A 17,155-nucleotide genomic window follows, 5' to 3' on the forward strand; every position below is an offset into this window, starting at 1 on the left:
CGCTGAGGGATTTACCAAATTCGCTGATTTCCTTGACTTTCCGGTACTTTCGGCATATTTGCGCTCCATCCTCGCGGCAACTTGGCCGCTAACTCATTGCGTTCGCAAGAACCGAAACGGAAACTGTTTTCCCTTTGACCACTTTTGCTGATCTTGGCCTGAGCCCGAAAGTCCTGTCCGCCGTCACGGATGCGGGATATACGATCCCGACACCGATCCAGGCTGGCGCCATCCCGCCGGCGCTCGCCCGGCGCGACATCCTCGGCATCGCCCAGACGGGCACCGGCAAGACCGCCTCCTTCGTGCTGCCCATGCTGACGCTGCTCGAAAAGGGCCGCGCCCGCGCCCGCATGCCGCGCACGCTCATCCTCGAGCCGACACGGGAACTCGCCGCGCAGGTCGCGGAGAACTTCGAAAAATACGGCAAGAACCACAAGCTGAACGTCGCCCTCCTCATCGGCGGCGTCTCCTTCGACGAGCAGGACCGCAAGCTGGAGCGCGGCGCGGACGTGCTGATCTGCACCCCCGGCCGCCTGCTCGACCACACCGAGCGCGGCAAGCTGCTGATGACCGGCGTCGAGATCCTGGTCATCGACGAAGCCGACCGCATGCTCGACATGGGCTTCATCCCGGATATCGAGCGCATCGCAAAGCTCATCCCCTTCACCCGCCAGACGCTGTTCTTCTCGGCCACCATGCCGCCGGAAATCCAGAAGCTGGCCGATCGCTTCCTGCAGAATCCCGAGCGGATCGAGGTGGCGCCGCCCTCCTCCACCGCCAAGACCGTGACGCAGCGCCTCGTCGCCACGCACGGCAAGGACTATGAGAAGCGCTCGACGCTGCGCGACCTCATCCGCGCGCAGGAAGACCTGAAGAACGCCATCATCTTCTGCAACCGCAAGGTCGATGTCGCCGACCTCTTCCGCTCGCTCGACCGCCACGGCTTCTCCGTCGGCGCGCTGCATGGCGACATGGACCAGCGGGCGCGCACGACGATGCTGGCCAACTTCAAGGAAAACAAGCTCACGCTTCTCGTGGCCTCCGACGTCGCCGCTCGCGGCCTCGACATTCCGGATGTGAGCCACGTCTTCAACTTCGACGTCCCGATCCATGCCGAGGACTATGTCCACCGCATCGGCCGCACCGGCCGTGCCGGCCGCTCGGGCGCCGCCTTCACCCTCGTCTCCAAGCGCGACGGAAAGTTCGTCGATGCCATCGAAAAGCTGATCGATCAGAAGATCGAATGGCTGAGCGGCGGCATCGAGGACCTGCCGCAGCAGGCGGAAAGCGAGGAGCGCGAACGCCCCCGTAATGGTCGCGATCGCGGCGGTCGTGACCGCGACCGTGATCGTTCCCGCGGCCGCAACCGGGGTGAACCCCGCGTTACGGAAACCCGGGCAGAAACCAGCGAGACCGAAGAGAAGGTGGACGTCGTGAAGGCTGAACGCAAGGCGGAAGGGCGGCCGCAGAATCCCGCTCGCAATCCGCGGGCCGCAAACCATGCCGCGCCGCGCCCGGCGAACGACGACAGCCGTGACCGCCGCAACCGCTATCGCCGCGACGAGGATGACGGCCCGACGCCGCTCGGCTTCGGCGACGAGGTTCCGGCCTTCATGCTGATCGCCGGCAAGGCCTGATCCGACCCAATGTCCATTCCAGGCATCGATGTGCCAGGCCTCGGTTGCGGCCTGGCCATTTTGCGTGACGGCAGGCTTTTGCTCTACCGGCGCCTGCGCGCGCCGGAAGCCGGCTCGTGGAACATCGTCGGCGGCAAGGTCGACCATATGGAGCGGGCGATCGATTCCGCCCGCCGCGAGGCCGAGGAAGAATCGGGACTACGCATCGGTGCGGTCGAACTTCTCTGCATTTCCGAACAGATCATCGAGGACGAGCGCCAGCACTGGCTCTCGCTCATCTATGTGACCGAGGATTTTTCCGGCGAAGCGCGCGTGATGGAGCCGGAAAAACTGCCGGAATTCGGCTGGTTCGCCCTGGACAACCTGCCCTCGCCGCTGTCGCGCTTCGCGGCGGATGCGGTGAAAGCGCTACGCGAACGTCACCTGGCCCTCAGCGCCGCCTCGTAGGCGCGCCGCACCCAGATGCCCATCTCGTCCGGATCGTCGAAGGCTTCGTCCGGGATCGACCAATAGGGCATCTTCACCGGCTTGCCCTGTTTGCCCTCGTAGGACCATTGCCGACTGCCGGCCGCCTCGAAATCCGGCCCGCTCTGCGCATCGGCCTTCAGCAGGATTTCTCCATCCACTTCAAGGGCGAGGATGCGGCCTTCGTGATAGATGCCCTTGCCGCCGAACATGCGCTTGATCGTCACCGGTCCCAGCGCCTGGAACATCTCTTCGATCGCATCCCGATCCATCTCTAATCCCTCAGAACTCCGCCGGCAGCCACCACGGCCTCGGGCGTATCGACATCGATATGCGCCGCCTCGCCGATCTCCACGTCCACGACATCGAGCCCGGCACTTTCCACGATATGCCGCGCGCCGACATCACCTTCAAGCTGGAGGAGAGCGGAGAAGGTCGAGCGCGGCAGCACGACGGGATTGCCCCGCTTGCCGCCGGAGACCGCCCGCACGATGGCATGCCCGCCGGCCGCCGCGAAGGCGTCCAGCAGCCGACGCACATCGGCCCCGGTGACGTGCGGCATGTCCGCCAGCATCACCGCGACACCGTCGCAGCCCGGCCCGAGCGCCGAGACGCCGGCGCGCAGGGACGTCGACATGCCCTGCGCGAAATCGGGGTTGCGCACGATATCGACCTTGAGGCCGCCAAGCGCTGCCTCGATCTCCTCGGCGCGGTGCCCCGTCACCACCAGAACCCGCGACGGCTTTGCCGCCAGTGCCGCCTCACTCGTCCGGCGAACGAGCGCTTCGCCATCGAAGGCCGCAAGCAGCTTGTGGCTGCCCTGCATGCGGCTGGCGCGCCCTGCCGCCAGGACCAGCGCAGCAACCGACAGCGGGCGCTCCGGCGCGCGCAAATCGCGCGGTTGCGGCCGGCTCGGAATTTCGGTGAGAAGACCGCCAACGCCCATGCCGGTAATCTCCTGTGGCCCCGGTTTCTCTCTGGCAAAAATACGGGCGAGAATCCAGTCGAAGCCGTTTTCCTTGGGGCTGCGCGCGCAGCCCGGCGCGCCCAGCACCGGCACCGTACCCACGCGGCCCAGAACCAGCAGATTACCCGGATCGACCGGCATACCGACATGCTCGACCACGCCGCCGGCACCGCGAATGGCGGCAGGGATCACATCATTGGCATCCGTCACCGCCGAGGCGCCGAAGACGACGACCACGTCGTTCTCCCCAGCGGCGCGGCGGATGGCGCTTGCAAGGTCGCCCTCGCGGTGCGGCACGCGCATTTCCGCGGTTAGACGGCTGCCGGAAGGGTGCAGGCGCTGTTCAAGAAGCCGGCGGGTCTTGTCCATGACCGAGGTTTTCAAGCTCGGCAGTTCCGTCGCGACGAGGCCGACGCGATGGGCGATGAAGGGTTTAACCTCCAGCGCCCGGCTCGACGCCAGGACCGACGCCGCCTTGCGGGCGAGCGCATCCGGAACGGCGAGCGGAATGATCTTGATGGTCGCCACCATGTCGCCCTCCATCACGCTGGCATGGTCCGGCAGGGTGGCGATGGTGATCGCCGGATCGACACGATTGAAGCGATCGATCGCCGCCCGGTCCACGACGAAGAGACCGTTGACCGCCGCATGAAGATTGATGCGGCCGGTCGCGGACGGCGTGAAGGTCAGGTGATCGGGCGCGATGGCCGCGGCGATCAGCCCTGCCGCCTCATCCTCGCCGATATCGTCTTCCTCGAGGCGCACCGCGATGACCGTCGAAACGCCGGCCGCCGCAAGCGCCGCCCGATCCTCCTCCGTCACCTCATGCCCCTTGTGCAATGACAGGCCTTCGGCTCGCACGCCATGCGCCAGCCGCGCACCGACCGCCTCGGCAAGGGGGATTTCACCAAAGATCATGGCGCGGTCCCGCGCAGCGGCCGACGACGCAAATGCGCGATGATGTCAGCCAGAATGGAAACGGCGATCTCGGCCGGGCTTGCCGCACCGATATCGAGACCGATGGGAGCGGATATGCGCGCAATTTCACCCTCATCGTGCCCCAGCGCCATCAGGCGTTCGACGCGCTTGGCATGGGTCTTCCGGCTACCGAGCGCACCGACATAGAAACAGCCGGAAGAAAGCGCCTGCGACAGCGGGAAGTCGTCGATCTTCGGGTCGTGTGTCACGGCGACCAGCGCCGTATAGGCGTCGAGCGGACGGGCTTTCAGCACGTCCTCCGGCCAGTCCGCAACGAGATCGATGCCGGCGAAACGTTCTTCCGTGGCGAAGGCCGTGCGCGGATCGACGATGGAGATGTCGAAGCCGGCGACCTTCGCCATCTGTGCCAGCGCCTGACTGATATGCACCGCCCCGATGGCGACGATACGGGCGGGCGGCAGGTGGACGTTGAGGAAGAATTTTCGATCCTCCACCTCCGCCACACCGGATTTTCCGGAGCGAAACGCGCCTTCGACCGCCGCACCGAGCGGCCCGGCGACGGGATCGCCCTCGCAGATCACGCGGTCCCGGCCATCCTCAAGGTCCGTAAGGTGGATGACGGCACGACGGGCGGCGCGTTCCCGGTTCAGCTTGCGCAGCAGATAGGGATCCATCAGCCCACCCGTTCCACATAGACGCGAATGCGCCCGCCGCAGGAAAGGCCGACGCGCCAGGCCGTCTCGTCGGCAACGCCGAATTCCAGCATGCGCGGCTCGCCTCCCTCTATCACTTCCATCGCCTCGCCTATGACCGCGCCCTCCACACAGCCACCGGAGACGGAACCATGGAAGTTACCCTCCCCGTCGATGACCAGATGGCTGCCGACGGGACGGGGGGCCGAGCCCCAGGTCTCCACCACGGTGGCAAGTGCCACCATGCGCCCGTCGTCCATCCAGCGTTCCGCCATGGTCAAAGGGTCGAGTGCGTCGTTCATGTCCATTTTTTCCTCCTCATGCAGCCGGCAGGAAGCGCCGCGGATCTCCCGCGCCGCGTCGCGCCTCGCCGGAAAGCGCGGCCACCAGATCCGCCATGGCCGCCAGATTGTGCACCGGGCGCAGCTCGTCCACATGCGGCAGCATCGCCCTCACCCCGCGCGCCCGCGCCTCGAAGCCTTCGAAGCGCAGGAGCGGATTGAGCCAGACGAGCCGCCGGCAGGAACGATGCAGCCGGTCCATCTCCTTTTCAAGCAGGTCGATGCCTTCGCGCTCCAACCCATCAGTGATGAGCAGCACGACGGCGCCCTGCCCCAGCACGCGGCGCGACCAGAGCCGGTTGAACTCCTTCAGCGTCTCGCCGATCCGCGTTCCGCCCGACCAGTCGGTCACCGACTGGCTGCACGCCTCGACGGCAAGGTCGGGGTCGCGATGGCGCATGGCCCGCGTGACATTGGTGAGCCGCGTGCCGAACAGGAAGGCGTGAACGCGGCGGGTCTCGCCGAGCGCGTGCAGGAAATGCAGGAAGATGCGCGTGTACTGGCTCATCGAGCCGGAAATGTCGGCAAGCACGACCAGCGGCGGATGCACCGTCTTCGGTTCGCGGTGACGCGGCAGGATGAGTGCGCCGCCGGTGCGCATGGCATGGCGCATCGTGGCGCGGGCGTCGATGGCGACCGGTCGGTTGCTGCGGCGGAAGCGGCGTGTGCGCACCTCGTCCATCGGCAGCACGAGATTGGCGAGCGCGCGCTTCGCTTCGGCAAGCTCCGCCGCACTCATCTGGGCGAAATCGGTCTTGCGCAGCAGTTCGCTGCCGGAGGCGGTGAAGCGCGCGTCGATCTCGATATCCGGATCGTCGCGCTCCTTCCGCTCGTCCTGCCGTCCGCCAAAGAGCGCGTCGGAAACGCGCGTTTCCCCCGCCTTGCGCTTCTCCCGCTCCTCATGGCGCGTCACGACCGGCGACATTAGCGCGATCATCTTTCCCACGAGATCGCGCGAGCGCCAGAACAGGCGGAAGGCCTCGTCGAAGACCGCATCGTCCTCATGGCGCTTGACCAGCGTGGCGTGGAGCGCGGTGTAGAATTCCTCCCGGTCGCCGATGCCGATGGCCTGCACGGCCTCGATGGCGTCCGTCACTGCCGCGGGGCCGAGGCGCAGGCCCGCCTTGCGCAGCACGCGGGCGAAATGCACGATATTGTCGGCGAGCCGTCCGTCCATGCCGCTGCCCACCGCCATCGCTATCCCGTCGCCGCCAGGCCGGCTTTCACGTCATCGAGCAGCTTGCGGCCTTCCGCCCCCTCGATGCGGGCGATGTCGTCCTGATATTTCAGGAGGGTGCCGAGCGTGTCGGACACCGTCTCCGGGTCGAGCGCCACGCGGTCGAGTTCGGTCAGCGCCGTCGCCCAGTCGATGGTCTCGGCAACGCCGGGATTCTTGAAGAGGTCCAGCCCGCGCAGCTTTTGCACATAGGCGACGATCTGCTGCGAGAGCGTGGCATTGCAGCCCGGCACCTTGCGGCGGATGATCTCCAGTTCCTGCACGGCCGCCGGGTAATCCACCCAATGATAGAGGCAGCGCCGCTTCAGCGCGTCGTGCACCTCGCGCGTGCGGTTCGTCGTGATGATGACGATGGGCGGTTCAGTGGCGCGGATCGTGCCGAGTTCCGGCACCGTCACCTGGAAATCGGACAGGACCTCCAGAAGAAACGCCTCGAAGGCCTCGTCGGTGCGGTCGAGTTCGTCGATGAGGAAGACGGGCGCGCGGCCATCCAGCGAGGACAGCGCCTGCAGCACCGGGCGGCGGATCAGGTAACGCTCGGAGAAGATATCCGCCTCGATGCGGCCGCGGTCGGTGGTCCCGGAAGCTTCGGCGAGGCGGATTTCCAGCATCTGCGCCGGATAGTTCCACTCATAGACCGCCGAGGAGATGTCGAGGCCCTCGTAACATTGCAGGCGGATCAGCGGCCGGTCGAGCGCGCCGGCAAGCACCTTGGCGATCTCCGTCTTGCCGACGCCGGCCTCGCCCTCGAGGAAGAGCGGCCGCTTCATGCGCAGCGACAGAAAGAGCACGGTGGCGAGCGCACGGCCGGCGAGATAATTGCCCGCCGCCAGCATCTCCACGGTTTCGTCGATGGATTGCGGGATTGTTCCGCGATGATAGGGCACGCCGTTCCTCCACTCCGGAGGATGAACTTATAGCGCCCGGTAGCCCCGGTCCATATAGAGAAGCGCCGGTTTCTGCTCGCCGAAGGAAATGCCCATCACCTCGCCGATCAGCACCATATGCGTCGCCATGACCCGGAAATCGACGAGCCGGCAATCGAAGGCGGCAAGCGCGTCCGTCAGCACCGGCGACCCCGTCACCAATTCCTGCCAGTTGCCCATGGAAAAGCGTTCTTCGGAGGTCAGCAAAGGATTGCGGCCGGAAAAGGCGTTGGCAAGTTCGATCTGTTCGGCCGAAAGCGTGTTGAGCGCAAAGCGCCCGCTCTTCTCGAAAATCGCGTTCTTGGGATTGGAGGCGTTGACGCAGGCGAGCACCATCGCCGGATTGTCGGACACCGAGCAGGCCGCCGTGATCGTCACGCCGCGCTTCTCGCCTTCATGTGCCGTCGTCACGATCTGCACATGGCCGGCGTAGCGGCTCATGGCATCCCGGTAAAGCGACGAGTCCACGACCAACCTGTCCAACACGGCATTCTCCTTTGACACAGGTGATACATGGCGAAAATGAAGAAAAATGTAACCCCCGAAGTCGAATTTTCCTGTCTTGCCAGAGACAAAGCGAATTTCGCGAGGATATTTCCCTTTGACGCCCGAGGGCCGATCCTTACAAAGGCATGATCGCGACCTATGGACCAGGAATGAAGACTGCTCTCAGCGCCAGCCTCATCGCAGCCGCCGTGCTCGCCGCCTCGCCCGTGGCCGCCGCCGGCCTCACCTTCGCCGTCGTCGCGCCGAAGGATGGGCCGCTCGCGATCCTCGGCCAGCAGGTGCGCGACGGCGCGCGTTTCGCCGCCGAGGCGAATGGCGATACCGTGGTCGAGATCACGGAGGCCTGCGACGAGACGGACGGCGACGGCATCGCCAAGGCCATCCTTGCCGCCGATGCCACGGCCGCCGTGGGCTTCCTGTGCACGGAAGGACTTTCGGCCTCCCTGCCGGCGCTTGCCGAGGCGAACGTGCCGGCCATTACCCTCTCCGTCCGCTCCGGCATTCTCATGGAAGACGCGCTGAAGAAGGGCTGGCCGCTCTTTCGTCTCGCCCCCGGCCCGAAGGCGGAGGCCGAAAAGGCGGTCGAGATCATCACACGCGACTGGAAATCCGAGCCATTCGCCCTTATCGACGACGGCACGATCCATGCCCGCGAGCTGGTCGAGACGGTACGGCTGAAGCTGGAAGACGTCGGCATGAAGGCCGCCTTCGTCGATACCTACCGGCCGGCGCAGGAACAGCAGCTCACCCTCGTCCGACGTCTTGCGAAAACCGGCGTCACGCGCGTCTTTATCGGCGGCGACCGCACGGATGCCGCCGTGATCGCCCGCGACGCCAAGGCAGAGAAGGCGGGCTTCACCCTGCTCGGCGGCGAGGCATTGACGGGCGCGGACCCGCTGGTGCCGATGCCGGAGGGCGTGCAGGCCATCGCACTGCCCGATTACCAGACATTGCCCGAGGGCCAGCCGATTGCCGCAGCGATGAAGGAAAAGGGCATCATCGCGGAAGGCTACGTGCTGCCGGCCCACGCCGCCGTGACAGCGCTTGTGGCCGCCGCAGCGCAGGGCGGCGACCTTGCGCAGGCGCTCGCAAGCGGCAGCTTCGCGACGGCGATCGGCCCCCTCGCCTTTGGCGCGGATCGGGAGTTGAAGCAAAATCCCTATCGCCTGCTCGTCTGGCGCGCCGGCGCTTTCGTACCCGTGGAGATGGAGGGCGACTGATGGCGACCGGCCCAAAAAACCGCATCACCGACGTCGCCGGTCTCAGAGTCGGCAATGCTACCGACCACAAGCTGCGCTCGGGCGTCACGGTCGTTCTCTGCGACGAGCCGGCGACGGCTGCCGTGCAGGTGCTCGGCGGCGCGCCGGGCACACGGGAAACGGATCTGCTGGAGCCGCACAACACCGTGCAGACGGTGGATGCGCTGGTGCTGTCCGGCGGCTCGGCCTTCGGGCTGGATGCCGCCTCGGGCGTGCAGGCGGGCCTGCGCGAGATGGGGCGCGGCTTCGCCGTTGGCCCTCATCTAGTGCCCATCGTACCCGCCGCCATCCTCTTCGACCTCATGAACGGCGGCGACAAGGATTGGGGCCGCTATCCGCCCTATCGTGAGCTCGGTTATGCGGCGTTGGCCGATGCGGCGGCGGATTTCGAGACCGGCAGCGTGGGCGCCGGCACCGGCGCGCTGACGGCAACCTTCAAGGGCGGCCTCGGCTCCGCCTCCAGCGTGCTCGATAACGGCTTCACGGTGGGCGCACTGGTGGCGGTCAACGCGCTCGGCTCGGCCACCATCGGCGATACGCGCCATTTCTGGGCCGCCCCGTTCGAAGAGACGGACGAATTCGGCGGCCTTGGCCTGCCCGCTCCCTTCCCGGAGGATGCACGCACCCCGCGCACGAAAATGTCGCGCCGACCGGCCGGTGTGGAAAACACCACCATCGCCGTGATCGCCACGGATGCAGTATTGACGAAGGCCGAGGCCAAGCGCCTCGCCATCGCCGCCCATGACGGCTTTGCCCGCGCCCTCTGGCCCGCGCATACGCCGCTCGACGGCGACCTCGTCTTCGCGCTGGCGACCGGCAGGAGCGGCCGCGCGCCGGAACCGGAAGATTTCATCGACCTCTGCGCCTTGGCCGCATCGACCATGGCGCGCGCCATCGCCCGGGGCGTGCACGACGCAACGCCGATGCCCGGCGACGTCATGCCGAGCTGGGCGACGCGGTAATTCGCCCGTTGTTCGCCCCTTCCGGGAATGGTATGGCCACCCCAGATTTCTTGCACGGAGCCTGACATGACCCTTCCCATCCGGATCGCGCCCTCCATTCTCGCCTCGGATTATTCCAAGCTGGGCCAGGAAGTGCGCGACGTCGTCGCGGCCGGGGCGGACTGGATTCACCTCGACATCATGGACGGCCATTTCGTGCCGAACATCTCCTACGGTCCCGATGTCATCAAGGCGATCCGCCCGCATACCGACGCCTTCTTCGACTGCCACCTGATGATCACGCCGGCCGATCCCTATCTCGAAGCCTTCGCCAAGGCGGGCTGCGACGGCATCACGGTGCATGCCGAGGCCGGCCCGCATCTCGACCGCTCGCTGCAGGCGATCCGCGCACTCGGCAAGCGCGCCGGCGTCGCGATCAACCCGGCGACGCCGGAAAGCGTGCTCGACTATCTCCTCGACAAGATCGACCTCGTCCTCGTCATGACCGTGAATCCCGGCTTCGGCGGCCAGAAGTTCATCACCGCGATGGAAGAGAAGATCCGCCGCGTGCGCGCAATGATCGGCGACCGGCCGATCGAACTGGAGGTCGACGGCGGCATCGCCATCGACACGATCGCGCTTCCGGCCGCAGCCGGCGCGAACGCCTTCGTCGCGGGCTCCGCCATCTTCGGCGGCGGTCATGTTGACGCCTATCGCAAAACCATCGACACTCTGCGCAGCAAGGCGGAGGAAGCGCGCGCGTGACGATTTTCCGGAAGACGGCTGTCGCCCTCCTCGCATCGCTGGCTGCAACCGCGAACGCATGGGCGGGCGACTTCTCGACGTTCCAGTCGCTCGGCTTTTCACCGGACGGCAAGGTCTACGCCTTCGAGGAATTCGGCGTCCAGGACGGTTCCGGCTTCCCCTATTCCAACGTCTATTTCATCGACACGGAAAAGGACGCCTATCTTCCCGGCACGCCGATCCGCGTGCGCATCGACGACGAAGCGGCCGGCATCGTCAAGGCGCGCGCGGAAAGCCGCGACAAGGCGAAGGTTCTCAGCGACAAATACAACGTGCTGGCAAATCCCGGCGTACTCGCCGCCTTCAACCCGATGGGCGAAGGCGGGGTCGACCCCAAGCGCATCGAATATCTCCAGCACGCCGTCGAGCCGGCGATTGGCGGCGCCTATGCACTCGCTCTGGAAGACATCGCCGTCGACATGACGGACCGCTGCCGCGATATCGCGCCCGATGGCATCAAGGGCTTTCGCCTCAAGCTCGTGAAGAAGGATGGCGCGCCAGCCGATACGCTGGTGCACGAGGACAAGCGCGCGCCCGATAGCCGCAACTGCCCCTTCTCCTACCAGATATCCGGCGCGGTCGCCTTCAACGCGTTCAATGTGGCGCCGGTCCATGTCGCGCTCGTCCTCGTGCGCAGCTTCGGCTTCGAGGGCGCGGATGGACGCTGGATCGCGGTGCCGTTCCGGCCGTAAGTGTGGCTTGCCAAGTCTCTGCGTTGAGCTTGCCGCCCATCTTTGCTAAAGCGGCGGCAATTCCCACCTCGAAGAGAAAGCCTGGAACCGATGATCCCTCGTTATTCCCGACCGGACATGGTCGCCATCTGGTCGCCCGAAACGAAGTTCCGCATCTGGTTCGAGATCGAAGCCTATGCCTGCGACGCGCTGGCCGACCTCGGCGTGATCCCGAAATCCGCAGCCGAAACGATCTGGGAAAAGGGCGGCAAGGCCGAGTTCGACGTCGCCCGCATCGACGAGATCGAGGCAGTAACCAAGCATGACGTCATCGCCTTCCTGACGCATCTGGCCGAATTCGTCGGCCCGGACAGCCGCTTCGTGCATCAGGGCATGACCTCCTCGGACGTGCTCGACACCACCTTCAACATCCAGCTCGTGCGCGCCGCCGATATCCTCCTTGCCGGCATGGACCGCGTGCTCGCCGCCCTCAAGGCCCGCGCCTTCGAGCACAAGGACACGATCCGCATCGGCCGCAGCCACGGTATCCACGCCGAGCCGACGACGATGGGCCTGACGCTCGCCCGCTTCTATGCCGAGATGGACCGCAACCGCGCCCGCCTCGTCGCCGCCCGCGCGGAAATCGCCACCGGCGCGATCTCCGGCGCCGTCGGCACCTTCGCCAATATCGATCCGCGCGTGGAAGAACATGTCTGCGCCAAGCTCGGCCTCGTGCCCGAGCCGGTCTCCACGCAGGTCATCCCGCGCGACCGCCACGCCATGTTCTTCGCCACCCTCGGCGTCATCGCCTCGTCCATCGAGAACGTCGCCATCGAGATCCGCCACATGCAGCGCACGGAAGTGCTGGAAGCCGAAGAATTCTTCTCGCCGGGCCAGAAGGGTTCCTCCGCCATGCCGCACAAGCGCAACCCGGTTCTGACGGAAAATCTGACGGGCCTTGCCCGCCTCGTGCGCATGGCCGTCACACCCGCCATGGAAAACGTGGCACTCTGGCATGAACGCGATATCTCGCATTCGAGCGTCGAGCGCGGCATCGGCCCGGATACGACGATCACCCTCGACTTCGCGCTGAACCGCCTTGCCGGCGTCATCGAGAAGCTGGTGATCTACCCGGACAACATGCTGAAAAATCTCAACAAGTTCCGCGGCCTTGTTCACTCGCAGCGCGTGCTGCTTGCCCTTACGCAAGCCGGCGTTTCCCGCGAGGATGCCTACCGCCTCGTGCAGCGCAACGCCATGAAGGTCTGGGAACAGGGCAAGGACTTCCTCGAGGAGCTTCTGGCGGACGGCGAAGTGCGCGCCGCCCTCTCGGAAGAGGCCATCCGCGAGAAATTCGACCTCGGCTACCACACCAAGCACGTCGACACGATCTTCCGCCGCGTCTTCGGCACCGTTTGACACGCCCCTAAAACGGCGATGGCGCCAATGGCGCCATCGCTCCCCTCTGACGGGTGGTTCTGCACTTTCCTCCTGGCGCAGCATCCCGCCCGCGGACTTGTCCTACCGCCTCTCGTCCACGACGATCTTGCGGTAGAGATGCCAGGTGGCATGGCCGAGGATCGGCATGATCACGGCAAGGCCGACGAAGATCGGGATCGTGCCGACGATCAGCAGCGCCGAGACAATCAGGCCCCAGCACGCAATCGGAACAGGGTTCACCAGCGTCGCACGCAGCGACGTCTCGATGGCGGCGACCGCACCCACGTCACGGTCGAGCATCATCGGGAAGGCGATGACGGTCGTCGCAAGCACGACAAGCGCAAAGCAGAAGCCGATGGCATTGCCCGCCAGCATCAGGAGCAGCCCGTTCTCCGAACTGAAGATGGAGGCGAGGAACAGCGCCAGAGATTGCGGCGGCTCAGCCCCGAAGAGATTGGTGTAGAGCATCTGCGCGAAGACCAGCCACGCCACAAACAGCACCATCAGCATGGCTCCGACCGCCAGGATCGACGGCAGTGCGGGCGAATGACGCACATCCAGCGCATGACGCCAGGACGTATCCATGCCCAACTCGCGCCGCCGGCTGATCTCGTAGAGGCCGATGGCGAAGAAAGGGCCAAGCAGCGCGAAGCCCGCCACCAGCGGAAAGATCAGCGGCAGCATGTTGGCCCCGGAACTCCAGGTGACGAGCACGATCCCACAGATCGGATAGATAAGACCCAGGAACACGTAGTGGGACGGTTTCGCACGAAAATCGTCGAATCCGCGCCCAAGCGCATCCCAAACGTCGGAAAGGCCGATCCGTCGGATCGCCGGACGCGCGAGCATTTCACCCGGGCCGGCCATGACATGGAAGCTTGCCATGATAACTCCTCCTTGCCGGTTTGAAACCGTCACGGCCTGCGTGCGTGGAGGGCAATCGTCCGCCACCGCGACAGGGCGCGATTGGCATTGAAGACGGCGAATCATACACCCGAAGCGCCGATTTGTCCCGCCCCCTTGACTTCAGCACTTCGTGAACGCACATGCGGCCGCATGAAAGTCTCGGAAGCAGAAATCCTCATCGTCCCCGGCTACACCAATTCCGGCCCCGACCACTGGCAGACCCGCTGGCAGTCGAAGCTGTCGACCGCGCGCCGCGTCGAGCAGGCGGAATGGACGAAACCCGTGCGCGACGACTGGGTGCAGCGCGTGGCCGAGGAGGTCGCCGCCGCGACGAAACCCGTCGTGCTGGTTGCCCATTCGCTGGGCGTCGCGGCCGCCGTCCATGCCGTGCCGCAACTCGGCGGCAAGGTCGCGGGCGCCTTCCTCGTCGCCCCTCCCGACGTCGCCAACCCGGATATCCGCCCGAAGCATCTCATGACCTTCGGCCCATATCCCCGCGACCCGCTGCCCTTCCCCTCCTTGGTCGTCGCCAGCCGAAACGATCCGTTCGGCGGCTACGAGCATGCCGATGACATCGCCGCCGCATGGGGTTCGTTGCTGCTGGACGCCGGCGAATCCGGGCACATCAATGCCGAATCCGGCCACGGCCCCTGGCCGGAGGGCACCATGGTCTTCGCCCAGTTCCTCAGCCGCCTGAAAGCGCCGGCATGACCGGAACGCCGGTTCGCCATTAAGAGGAATTTCATAGAAATCCTGCACGTTAAGCCTGTTGAGTTCATTGCAGGCGCCGCATTTCATGGCCAAACCGTTCGGTTCGACCTCCATTGCCGTGCGAGAAACGGGACAGGAACCGTTTTATCGCCAGCTTTTCGCACGCTCCGGTTTCGGTTATGCCGCACTCGACGCCGTCGGACATGTCGTGGATGCCAATGCCACGCTCCTCACGTCGTTCGGCGTTGGCTCCATCCTGCAGCTTCCGGCCTTCGAGGCCTGCGTCTCTCCACTCGATCGTTCCGTTCTCGCCTTCGCCATGCGCACGCGCATGGCCGAACAGGCCCCTTGGGAAATCCGGCTGAAGCGGCCGGATGGCAATGAATTCTGGGTGCTCGCCTCCTTCATCGTCCCGCCGCCGCTGCCGGGCGGCGACGAGACGGCGCCCGCGCTGATCGTGCAGACGGTCGACATAGACGAGCGCAAGCGCAACGCGCTTGAACTGGCCGAGCGGGAAAGCCGCTGGAACCACGCGCTGGAATCCGCCGGCCAGGGCGTATGGGACCACGATTTTTCCCGCGGCGACCTCTTCTATTCCCGCCAGTGGCGCACCATCCGCGGCCTGCAGCCGGACGATCCCATCGAGGCCACGCTCGAAACGTGGATCCAGACCGTGCATCCCGACGACCGGGTCCATGTTCTCCGCGAGATCGCCCGACAGGAAAACGGCGAAGCGCCGTTCAACGTCTTCAGCTATCGCGAGCGGCATCGCGACGGGCATTGGGTGTGGATCGAGAGCCGCGGCGCGATCGTCGAATACACCGCCGACGGCAAGCCGAGCCGCATCGCCGGCACCGACACCGACATTACCGAGCGCAAGGAAGCCGAGGAACGGCTCGCGCAGATGTCCCGCCGACTGGAACTGGCGCTCGACATTTCCCGCATCGGCGTCTTCGACATCAACCTGCGCACCAACGAAGTGCGCTGGGACGACCGGATGACCGAGATATACGGCCTTACCGGCGCGCCGGACGGCATGACCTGGGAGCAGGCCCTGCACCCGGAGGACCGGCAGAAGGCCTCCGCCAAGGTCAACGAGGGCATCATCGGCAATCACGATTTCGCGAACGCGTTCCGCATCGTCCGGGGCGACGGCGCAATCCGCCATATCCGCGGGCGCGCCGCGCCCTATGTCGACACCACCGGCGCCCCCCGCCTTATCGGCGCGAACTGGGACGTGACGGATGACGTTGAACTGCAGGAGGAACTGAAGCACGCAAAGGATCTCGCCGAGGCACGCAACGCGGAGCTGGAGACAGCAAGGGCGCGCATCGAATACACGGCCCTGCACGACCACCTGACGGGCCTGCCCAACCGGCGCTATCTCGACGCCGCCATCGCGGAGGCGGCCGGCAAGGCACGGGAGAGCGGCAGCCGTCTCGCCGTCCTTCACATCGACCTCGACCGCTTCAAGGAAATCAACGACACGCTCGGCCACCTCGCCGGCGACCAGATGCTCGTACATGCCGCAGACGTGCTGACCGGACTGAAAGGGCCGGACGAATTCGTCGCCCGCATCGGCGGCGACGAATTCGTCTTCCTCTCCACGGGTTCCGCCGGCCGGAATCTTGCGACGCTGGCCGAGGCGATCGTCTCCGCCATGCGCAAGCCGGTCACGTTCAACGGCCATATCTGCCGCTTCGGGGCGAGCGTCGGCATTGCCAGCCAGTCGGGTGCGGCCATCGACGCCAAGCAACTGCTTGTCAATGCCGACCTCGCCCTCTACCGCGCCAAGAATCGCGGCCGCAGCCGCCACGAATTCTTCACCAGCGACTTCCAGGCGCAGATCATCGTCAACAAGCAGACGGCGGACGATATCCTCACCAGTATCGAGCAGCACCGCTTCCTGCCCTGGTACCAGCCGCAATTCTGTGCCCGCACGCTCGATATCATCGGCGTCGAGACGCTGGCCCGCTGGGATCACCCGGCGCGGGGCATCCTGATGCCCGACACGTTCCTGAAGATCGCGGACGACCTCGACTGCGTGGCAATGATCGACCGCCTCGTGCTGGAGCAGTCCCTTGCCGACTTCGCCGACTGGCAGCGCCAGGGATTGGGTATCGGCAAGATTTCCGCCAACATCTCGTCCAGACGCCTGCACGACCCGGAGCTCGCGCACTCCCTGCGCACGCTGGACATCGCCCCGAAATCGCTTTCCTTCGAACTGCTGGAATCGATCTTCCTCGACGATTGCGACCGCACGGTGCTGGAAAACCTCGCCGAGATGCGCAAGCTCGGCATCGATATCGAGATCGACGACTTCGGCACCGGCCATGCCTCCATCGTCAGCCTGATGAAGCTCAGCCCGCGCCGGCTCAAGATCGACCGCCAGCTCGTCAAGCCTGTCAGCCGCTCGCCGGGCCAGCGCAAGCTGGTCGGCACCATCGTCGAGATCGGCCGCTCGCTGAACATCGAGGTTGTCGCGGAAGGGGTGGAAACGCCGGCGCATGTCGCCATCATGCGCGATCTCGGCTGCGACATCCTGCAGGGCTACGCCCTTGCCCGTCCCATGCCGGCCGACGCCATCCCGGATTTCGTGCGACGGCAGGAGTGGCGCGCGCATGCCGGCCACGCTCGCGACCTCCAGAACGAGGTTCGCCGCACCGCCGCCGCCCGCTAGAAACAAAAAGGCCGCCCGGGCGTGCCGGGCGG

At 65.8% G+C, this 17,155-nt stretch carries 17 protein-coding genes; 9 read left to right on the top strand and 8 right to left on the bottom strand.

Annotated elements, in window-relative coordinates; genetic code table 11:
• Positions 1 to 134 precede the first annotated feature (134 nt).
• Complete coding sequence (locus MOE34_RS09650) at positions 135 to 1,637, top strand: DEAD/DEAH box helicase (protein WP_242223217.1); 1,503 nt, start codon at positions 135 to 137, stop codon at positions 1,635 to 1,637.
• Positions 1,638 to 1,646: 9 nt separating this feature from the next.
• Entirely contained in the window at positions 1,647 to 2,084 is a 438-nt protein-coding gene (locus MOE34_RS09655) for an NUDIX domain-containing protein (protein ID WP_242223218.1), read from the top strand.
• On the opposite strand, the gene MOE34_RS09660 is transcribed toward MOE34_RS09655, so the two are convergent.
• The 7 genes from MOE34_RS09660 to MOE34_RS09690 form a co-directional block, all read right to left on the bottom strand.
• The gene (locus MOE34_RS09660; protein ID WP_242223219.1) at positions 2,057 to 2,374 is read right to left on the bottom strand and encodes a TfoX/Sxy family protein; all 318 of its coding nucleotides are present in this window, start codon (positions 2,372 to 2,374) and stop codon (positions 2,057 to 2,059) included. The two genes, MOE34_RS09655 and MOE34_RS09660, sit on opposite strands and share 28 nt — an antisense overlap.
• Before the next feature lie 2 nt (positions 2,375 to 2,376).
• On the bottom strand, positions 2,377 to 3,987 hold the full coding sequence (locus MOE34_RS09665) for an NTP transferase domain-containing protein (RefSeq protein WP_242223220.1): 1,611 nt from the start codon (positions 3,985 to 3,987) through the stop codon (positions 2,377 to 2,379).
• Positions 3,984 to 4,682, bottom strand: a complete 699-nt coding sequence (locus tag MOE34_RS09670) for an XdhC family protein (RefSeq protein ID WP_242223221.1) — start codon at positions 4,680 to 4,682, stop codon at positions 3,984 to 3,986. Before MOE34_RS09670 ends, MOE34_RS09665 begins: the two co-directional genes overlap by 4 nt.
• Positions 4,682 to 5,008: an XdhC family protein gene (locus MOE34_RS09675; protein WP_242223222.1), complete on the bottom strand. Its 327-nt coding sequence runs from the start codon at positions 5,006 to 5,008 to the stop codon at positions 4,682 to 4,684. Before MOE34_RS09675 ends, MOE34_RS09670 begins: the two co-directional genes overlap by 1 nt.
• A 10-nt stretch (positions 5,009 to 5,018) precedes the next feature.
• Positions 5,019 to 6,236 carry a vWA domain-containing protein gene (locus MOE34_RS09680; protein WP_242223223.1) on the bottom strand — a complete coding sequence of 406 codons (1,218 nt, stop codon included), beginning with the start codon at positions 6,234 to 6,236 and terminating at the stop codon, positions 5,019 to 5,021.
• A gap of 2 nt (positions 6,237 to 6,238) precedes the next feature.
• Positions 6,239 to 7,114, bottom strand: a complete 876-nt coding sequence (locus MOE34_RS09685) for an AAA family ATPase (protein ID WP_242223871.1) — start codon at positions 7,112 to 7,114, stop codon at positions 6,239 to 6,241.
• A 78-nt stretch (positions 7,115 to 7,192) separates the two neighbouring features.
• Complete coding sequence (locus MOE34_RS09690; protein WP_347342755.1) at positions 7,193 to 7,690, bottom strand: flavin reductase family protein; 498 nt, start codon at positions 7,688 to 7,690, stop codon at positions 7,193 to 7,195.
• Between the two features lie 170 nt (positions 7,691 to 7,860).
• Between MOE34_RS09690 and MOE34_RS09695 the strand changes: the two genes are divergently transcribed.
• From MOE34_RS09695 to purB, 5 genes are all read left to right on the top strand, one after another.
• Positions 7,861 to 8,931 (top strand): ABC transporter substrate-binding protein, encoded by a 1,071-nt coding sequence (locus MOE34_RS09695; protein ID WP_242223224.1) that lies wholly within the window; start codon positions 7,861 to 7,863, stop codon positions 8,929 to 8,931.
• Positions 8,931 to 9,932 (top strand): P1 family peptidase, encoded by a 1,002-nt coding sequence (locus MOE34_RS09700; RefSeq protein WP_431522422.1) that lies wholly within the window; start codon positions 8,931 to 8,933, stop codon positions 9,930 to 9,932. The genes MOE34_RS09695 and MOE34_RS09700 overlap by 1 nt, the downstream gene beginning before the upstream one ends.
• A 66-nt stretch (positions 9,933 to 9,998) precedes the next feature.
• Positions 9,999 to 10,676: a ribulose-phosphate 3-epimerase gene (rpe, locus tag MOE34_RS09705; protein ID WP_242223225.1), complete on the top strand. Its 678-nt coding sequence runs from the start codon at positions 9,999 to 10,001 to the stop codon at positions 10,674 to 10,676.
• Positions 10,673 to 11,407 (top strand): DUF2259 domain-containing protein, encoded by a 735-nt coding sequence (locus MOE34_RS09710; RefSeq protein WP_242223226.1) that lies wholly within the window; start codon positions 10,673 to 10,675, stop codon positions 11,405 to 11,407. Before rpe ends, MOE34_RS09710 begins: the two co-directional genes overlap by 4 nt.
• Positions 11,408 to 11,497: 90 nt before the next feature.
• Positions 11,498 to 12,805 (top strand): adenylosuccinate lyase, encoded by a 1,308-nt coding sequence (purB, locus tag MOE34_RS09715; protein ID WP_242223227.1) that lies wholly within the window; start codon positions 11,498 to 11,500, stop codon positions 12,803 to 12,805.
• A 102-nt stretch (positions 12,806 to 12,907) separates the two neighbouring features.
• Here the strand turns inward: purB and MOE34_RS09720 are convergent, their stop codons facing one another.
• On the bottom strand, positions 12,908 to 13,711 hold the full coding sequence (locus tag MOE34_RS09720; RefSeq protein WP_242223228.1) for a DUF2189 domain-containing protein: 804 nt from the start codon (positions 13,709 to 13,711) through the stop codon (positions 12,908 to 12,910).
• A gap of 171 nt (positions 13,712 to 13,882) precedes the next feature.
• Between MOE34_RS09720 and MOE34_RS09725 the strand changes: the two genes are divergently transcribed.
• Positions 13,883 to 14,443, top strand: a complete 561-nt coding sequence (locus MOE34_RS09725) for an RBBP9/YdeN family alpha/beta hydrolase (protein WP_242223229.1) — start codon at positions 13,883 to 13,885, stop codon at positions 14,441 to 14,443.
• Between the two features lie 85 nt (positions 14,444 to 14,528).
• On the top strand, positions 14,529 to 17,123 hold the full coding sequence (locus tag MOE34_RS09730; RefSeq protein ID WP_242223230.1) for a sensor domain-containing protein: 2,595 nt from the start codon (positions 14,529 to 14,531) through the stop codon (positions 17,121 to 17,123).
• The last annotated feature ends 32 nt before the right edge of the window (positions 17,124 to 17,155 follow it).

The sequence above is a fragment of the Shinella zoogloeoides genome, from assembly GCF_022682305.1.
In the GTDB taxonomy this organism is placed as follows: Bacteria; Pseudomonadota; Alphaproteobacteria; order Rhizobiales; family Rhizobiaceae; genus Shinella; species Shinella zoogloeoides_B.

Bases quoted from the DNA above. Each gene is read 5' to 3' on its own strand.
- MOE34_RS09660 (WP_242223219.1), bottom strand. From the start codon at position 2,374: ATGGATCGGGATGCGATCGAAGAGATGTTCCAGGCGCTGGGACCGGTG.
- MOE34_RS09665 (WP_242223220.1), bottom strand. From the start codon at position 3,987: ATGATCTTTGGTGAAATCCCCCTTGCCGAGGCGGTCGGTGCGCGGCTG.
- purB (WP_242223227.1), top strand. From the start codon at position 11,498: ATGATCCCTCGTTATTCCCGACCGGACATGGTCGCCATCTGGTCGCCC.
- rpe (WP_242223225.1), top strand. From the start codon at position 9,999: ATGACCCTTCCCATCCGGATCGCGCCCTCCATTCTCGCCTCGGATTAT.
- MOE34_RS09655 (WP_242223218.1), top strand. From the start codon at position 1,647: ATGTCCATTCCAGGCATCGATGTGCCAGGCCTCGGTTGCGGCCTGGCC.
- MOE34_RS09700 (WP_431522422.1), top strand. From the start codon at position 8,931: ATGGCGACCGGCCCAAAAAACCGCATCACCGACGTCGCCGGTCTCAGA.
- MOE34_RS09725 (WP_242223229.1), top strand. From the start codon at position 13,883: ATGAAAGTCTCGGAAGCAGAAATCCTCATCGTCCCCGGCTACACCAAT.
- MOE34_RS09685 (WP_242223871.1), bottom strand. From the start codon at position 7,114: ATGCTGGCGGCGGGCAATTATCTCGCCGGCCGTGCGCTCGCCACCGTG.
- MOE34_RS09730 (WP_242223230.1), top strand. From the start codon at position 14,529: ATGGCCAAACCGTTCGGTTCGACCTCCATTGCCGTGCGAGAAACGGGA.
- MOE34_RS09695 (WP_242223224.1), top strand. From the start codon at position 7,861: ATGAAGACTGCTCTCAGCGCCAGCCTCATCGCAGCCGCCGTGCTCGCC.
- MOE34_RS09670 (WP_242223221.1), bottom strand. From the start codon at position 4,682: ATGGATCCCTATCTGCTGCGCAAGCTGAACCGGGAACGCGCCGCCCGT.
- MOE34_RS09680 (WP_242223223.1), bottom strand. From the start codon at position 6,236: ATGGCGGTGGGCAGCGGCATGGACGGACGGCTCGCCGACAATATCGTG.
- MOE34_RS09675 (WP_242223222.1), bottom strand. From the start codon at position 5,008: ATGGACATGAACGACGCACTCGACCCTTTGACCATGGCGGAACGCTGG.
- MOE34_RS09720 (WP_242223228.1), bottom strand. From the start codon at position 13,711: ATGGCAAGCTTCCATGTCATGGCCGGCCCGGGTGAAATGCTCGCGCGT.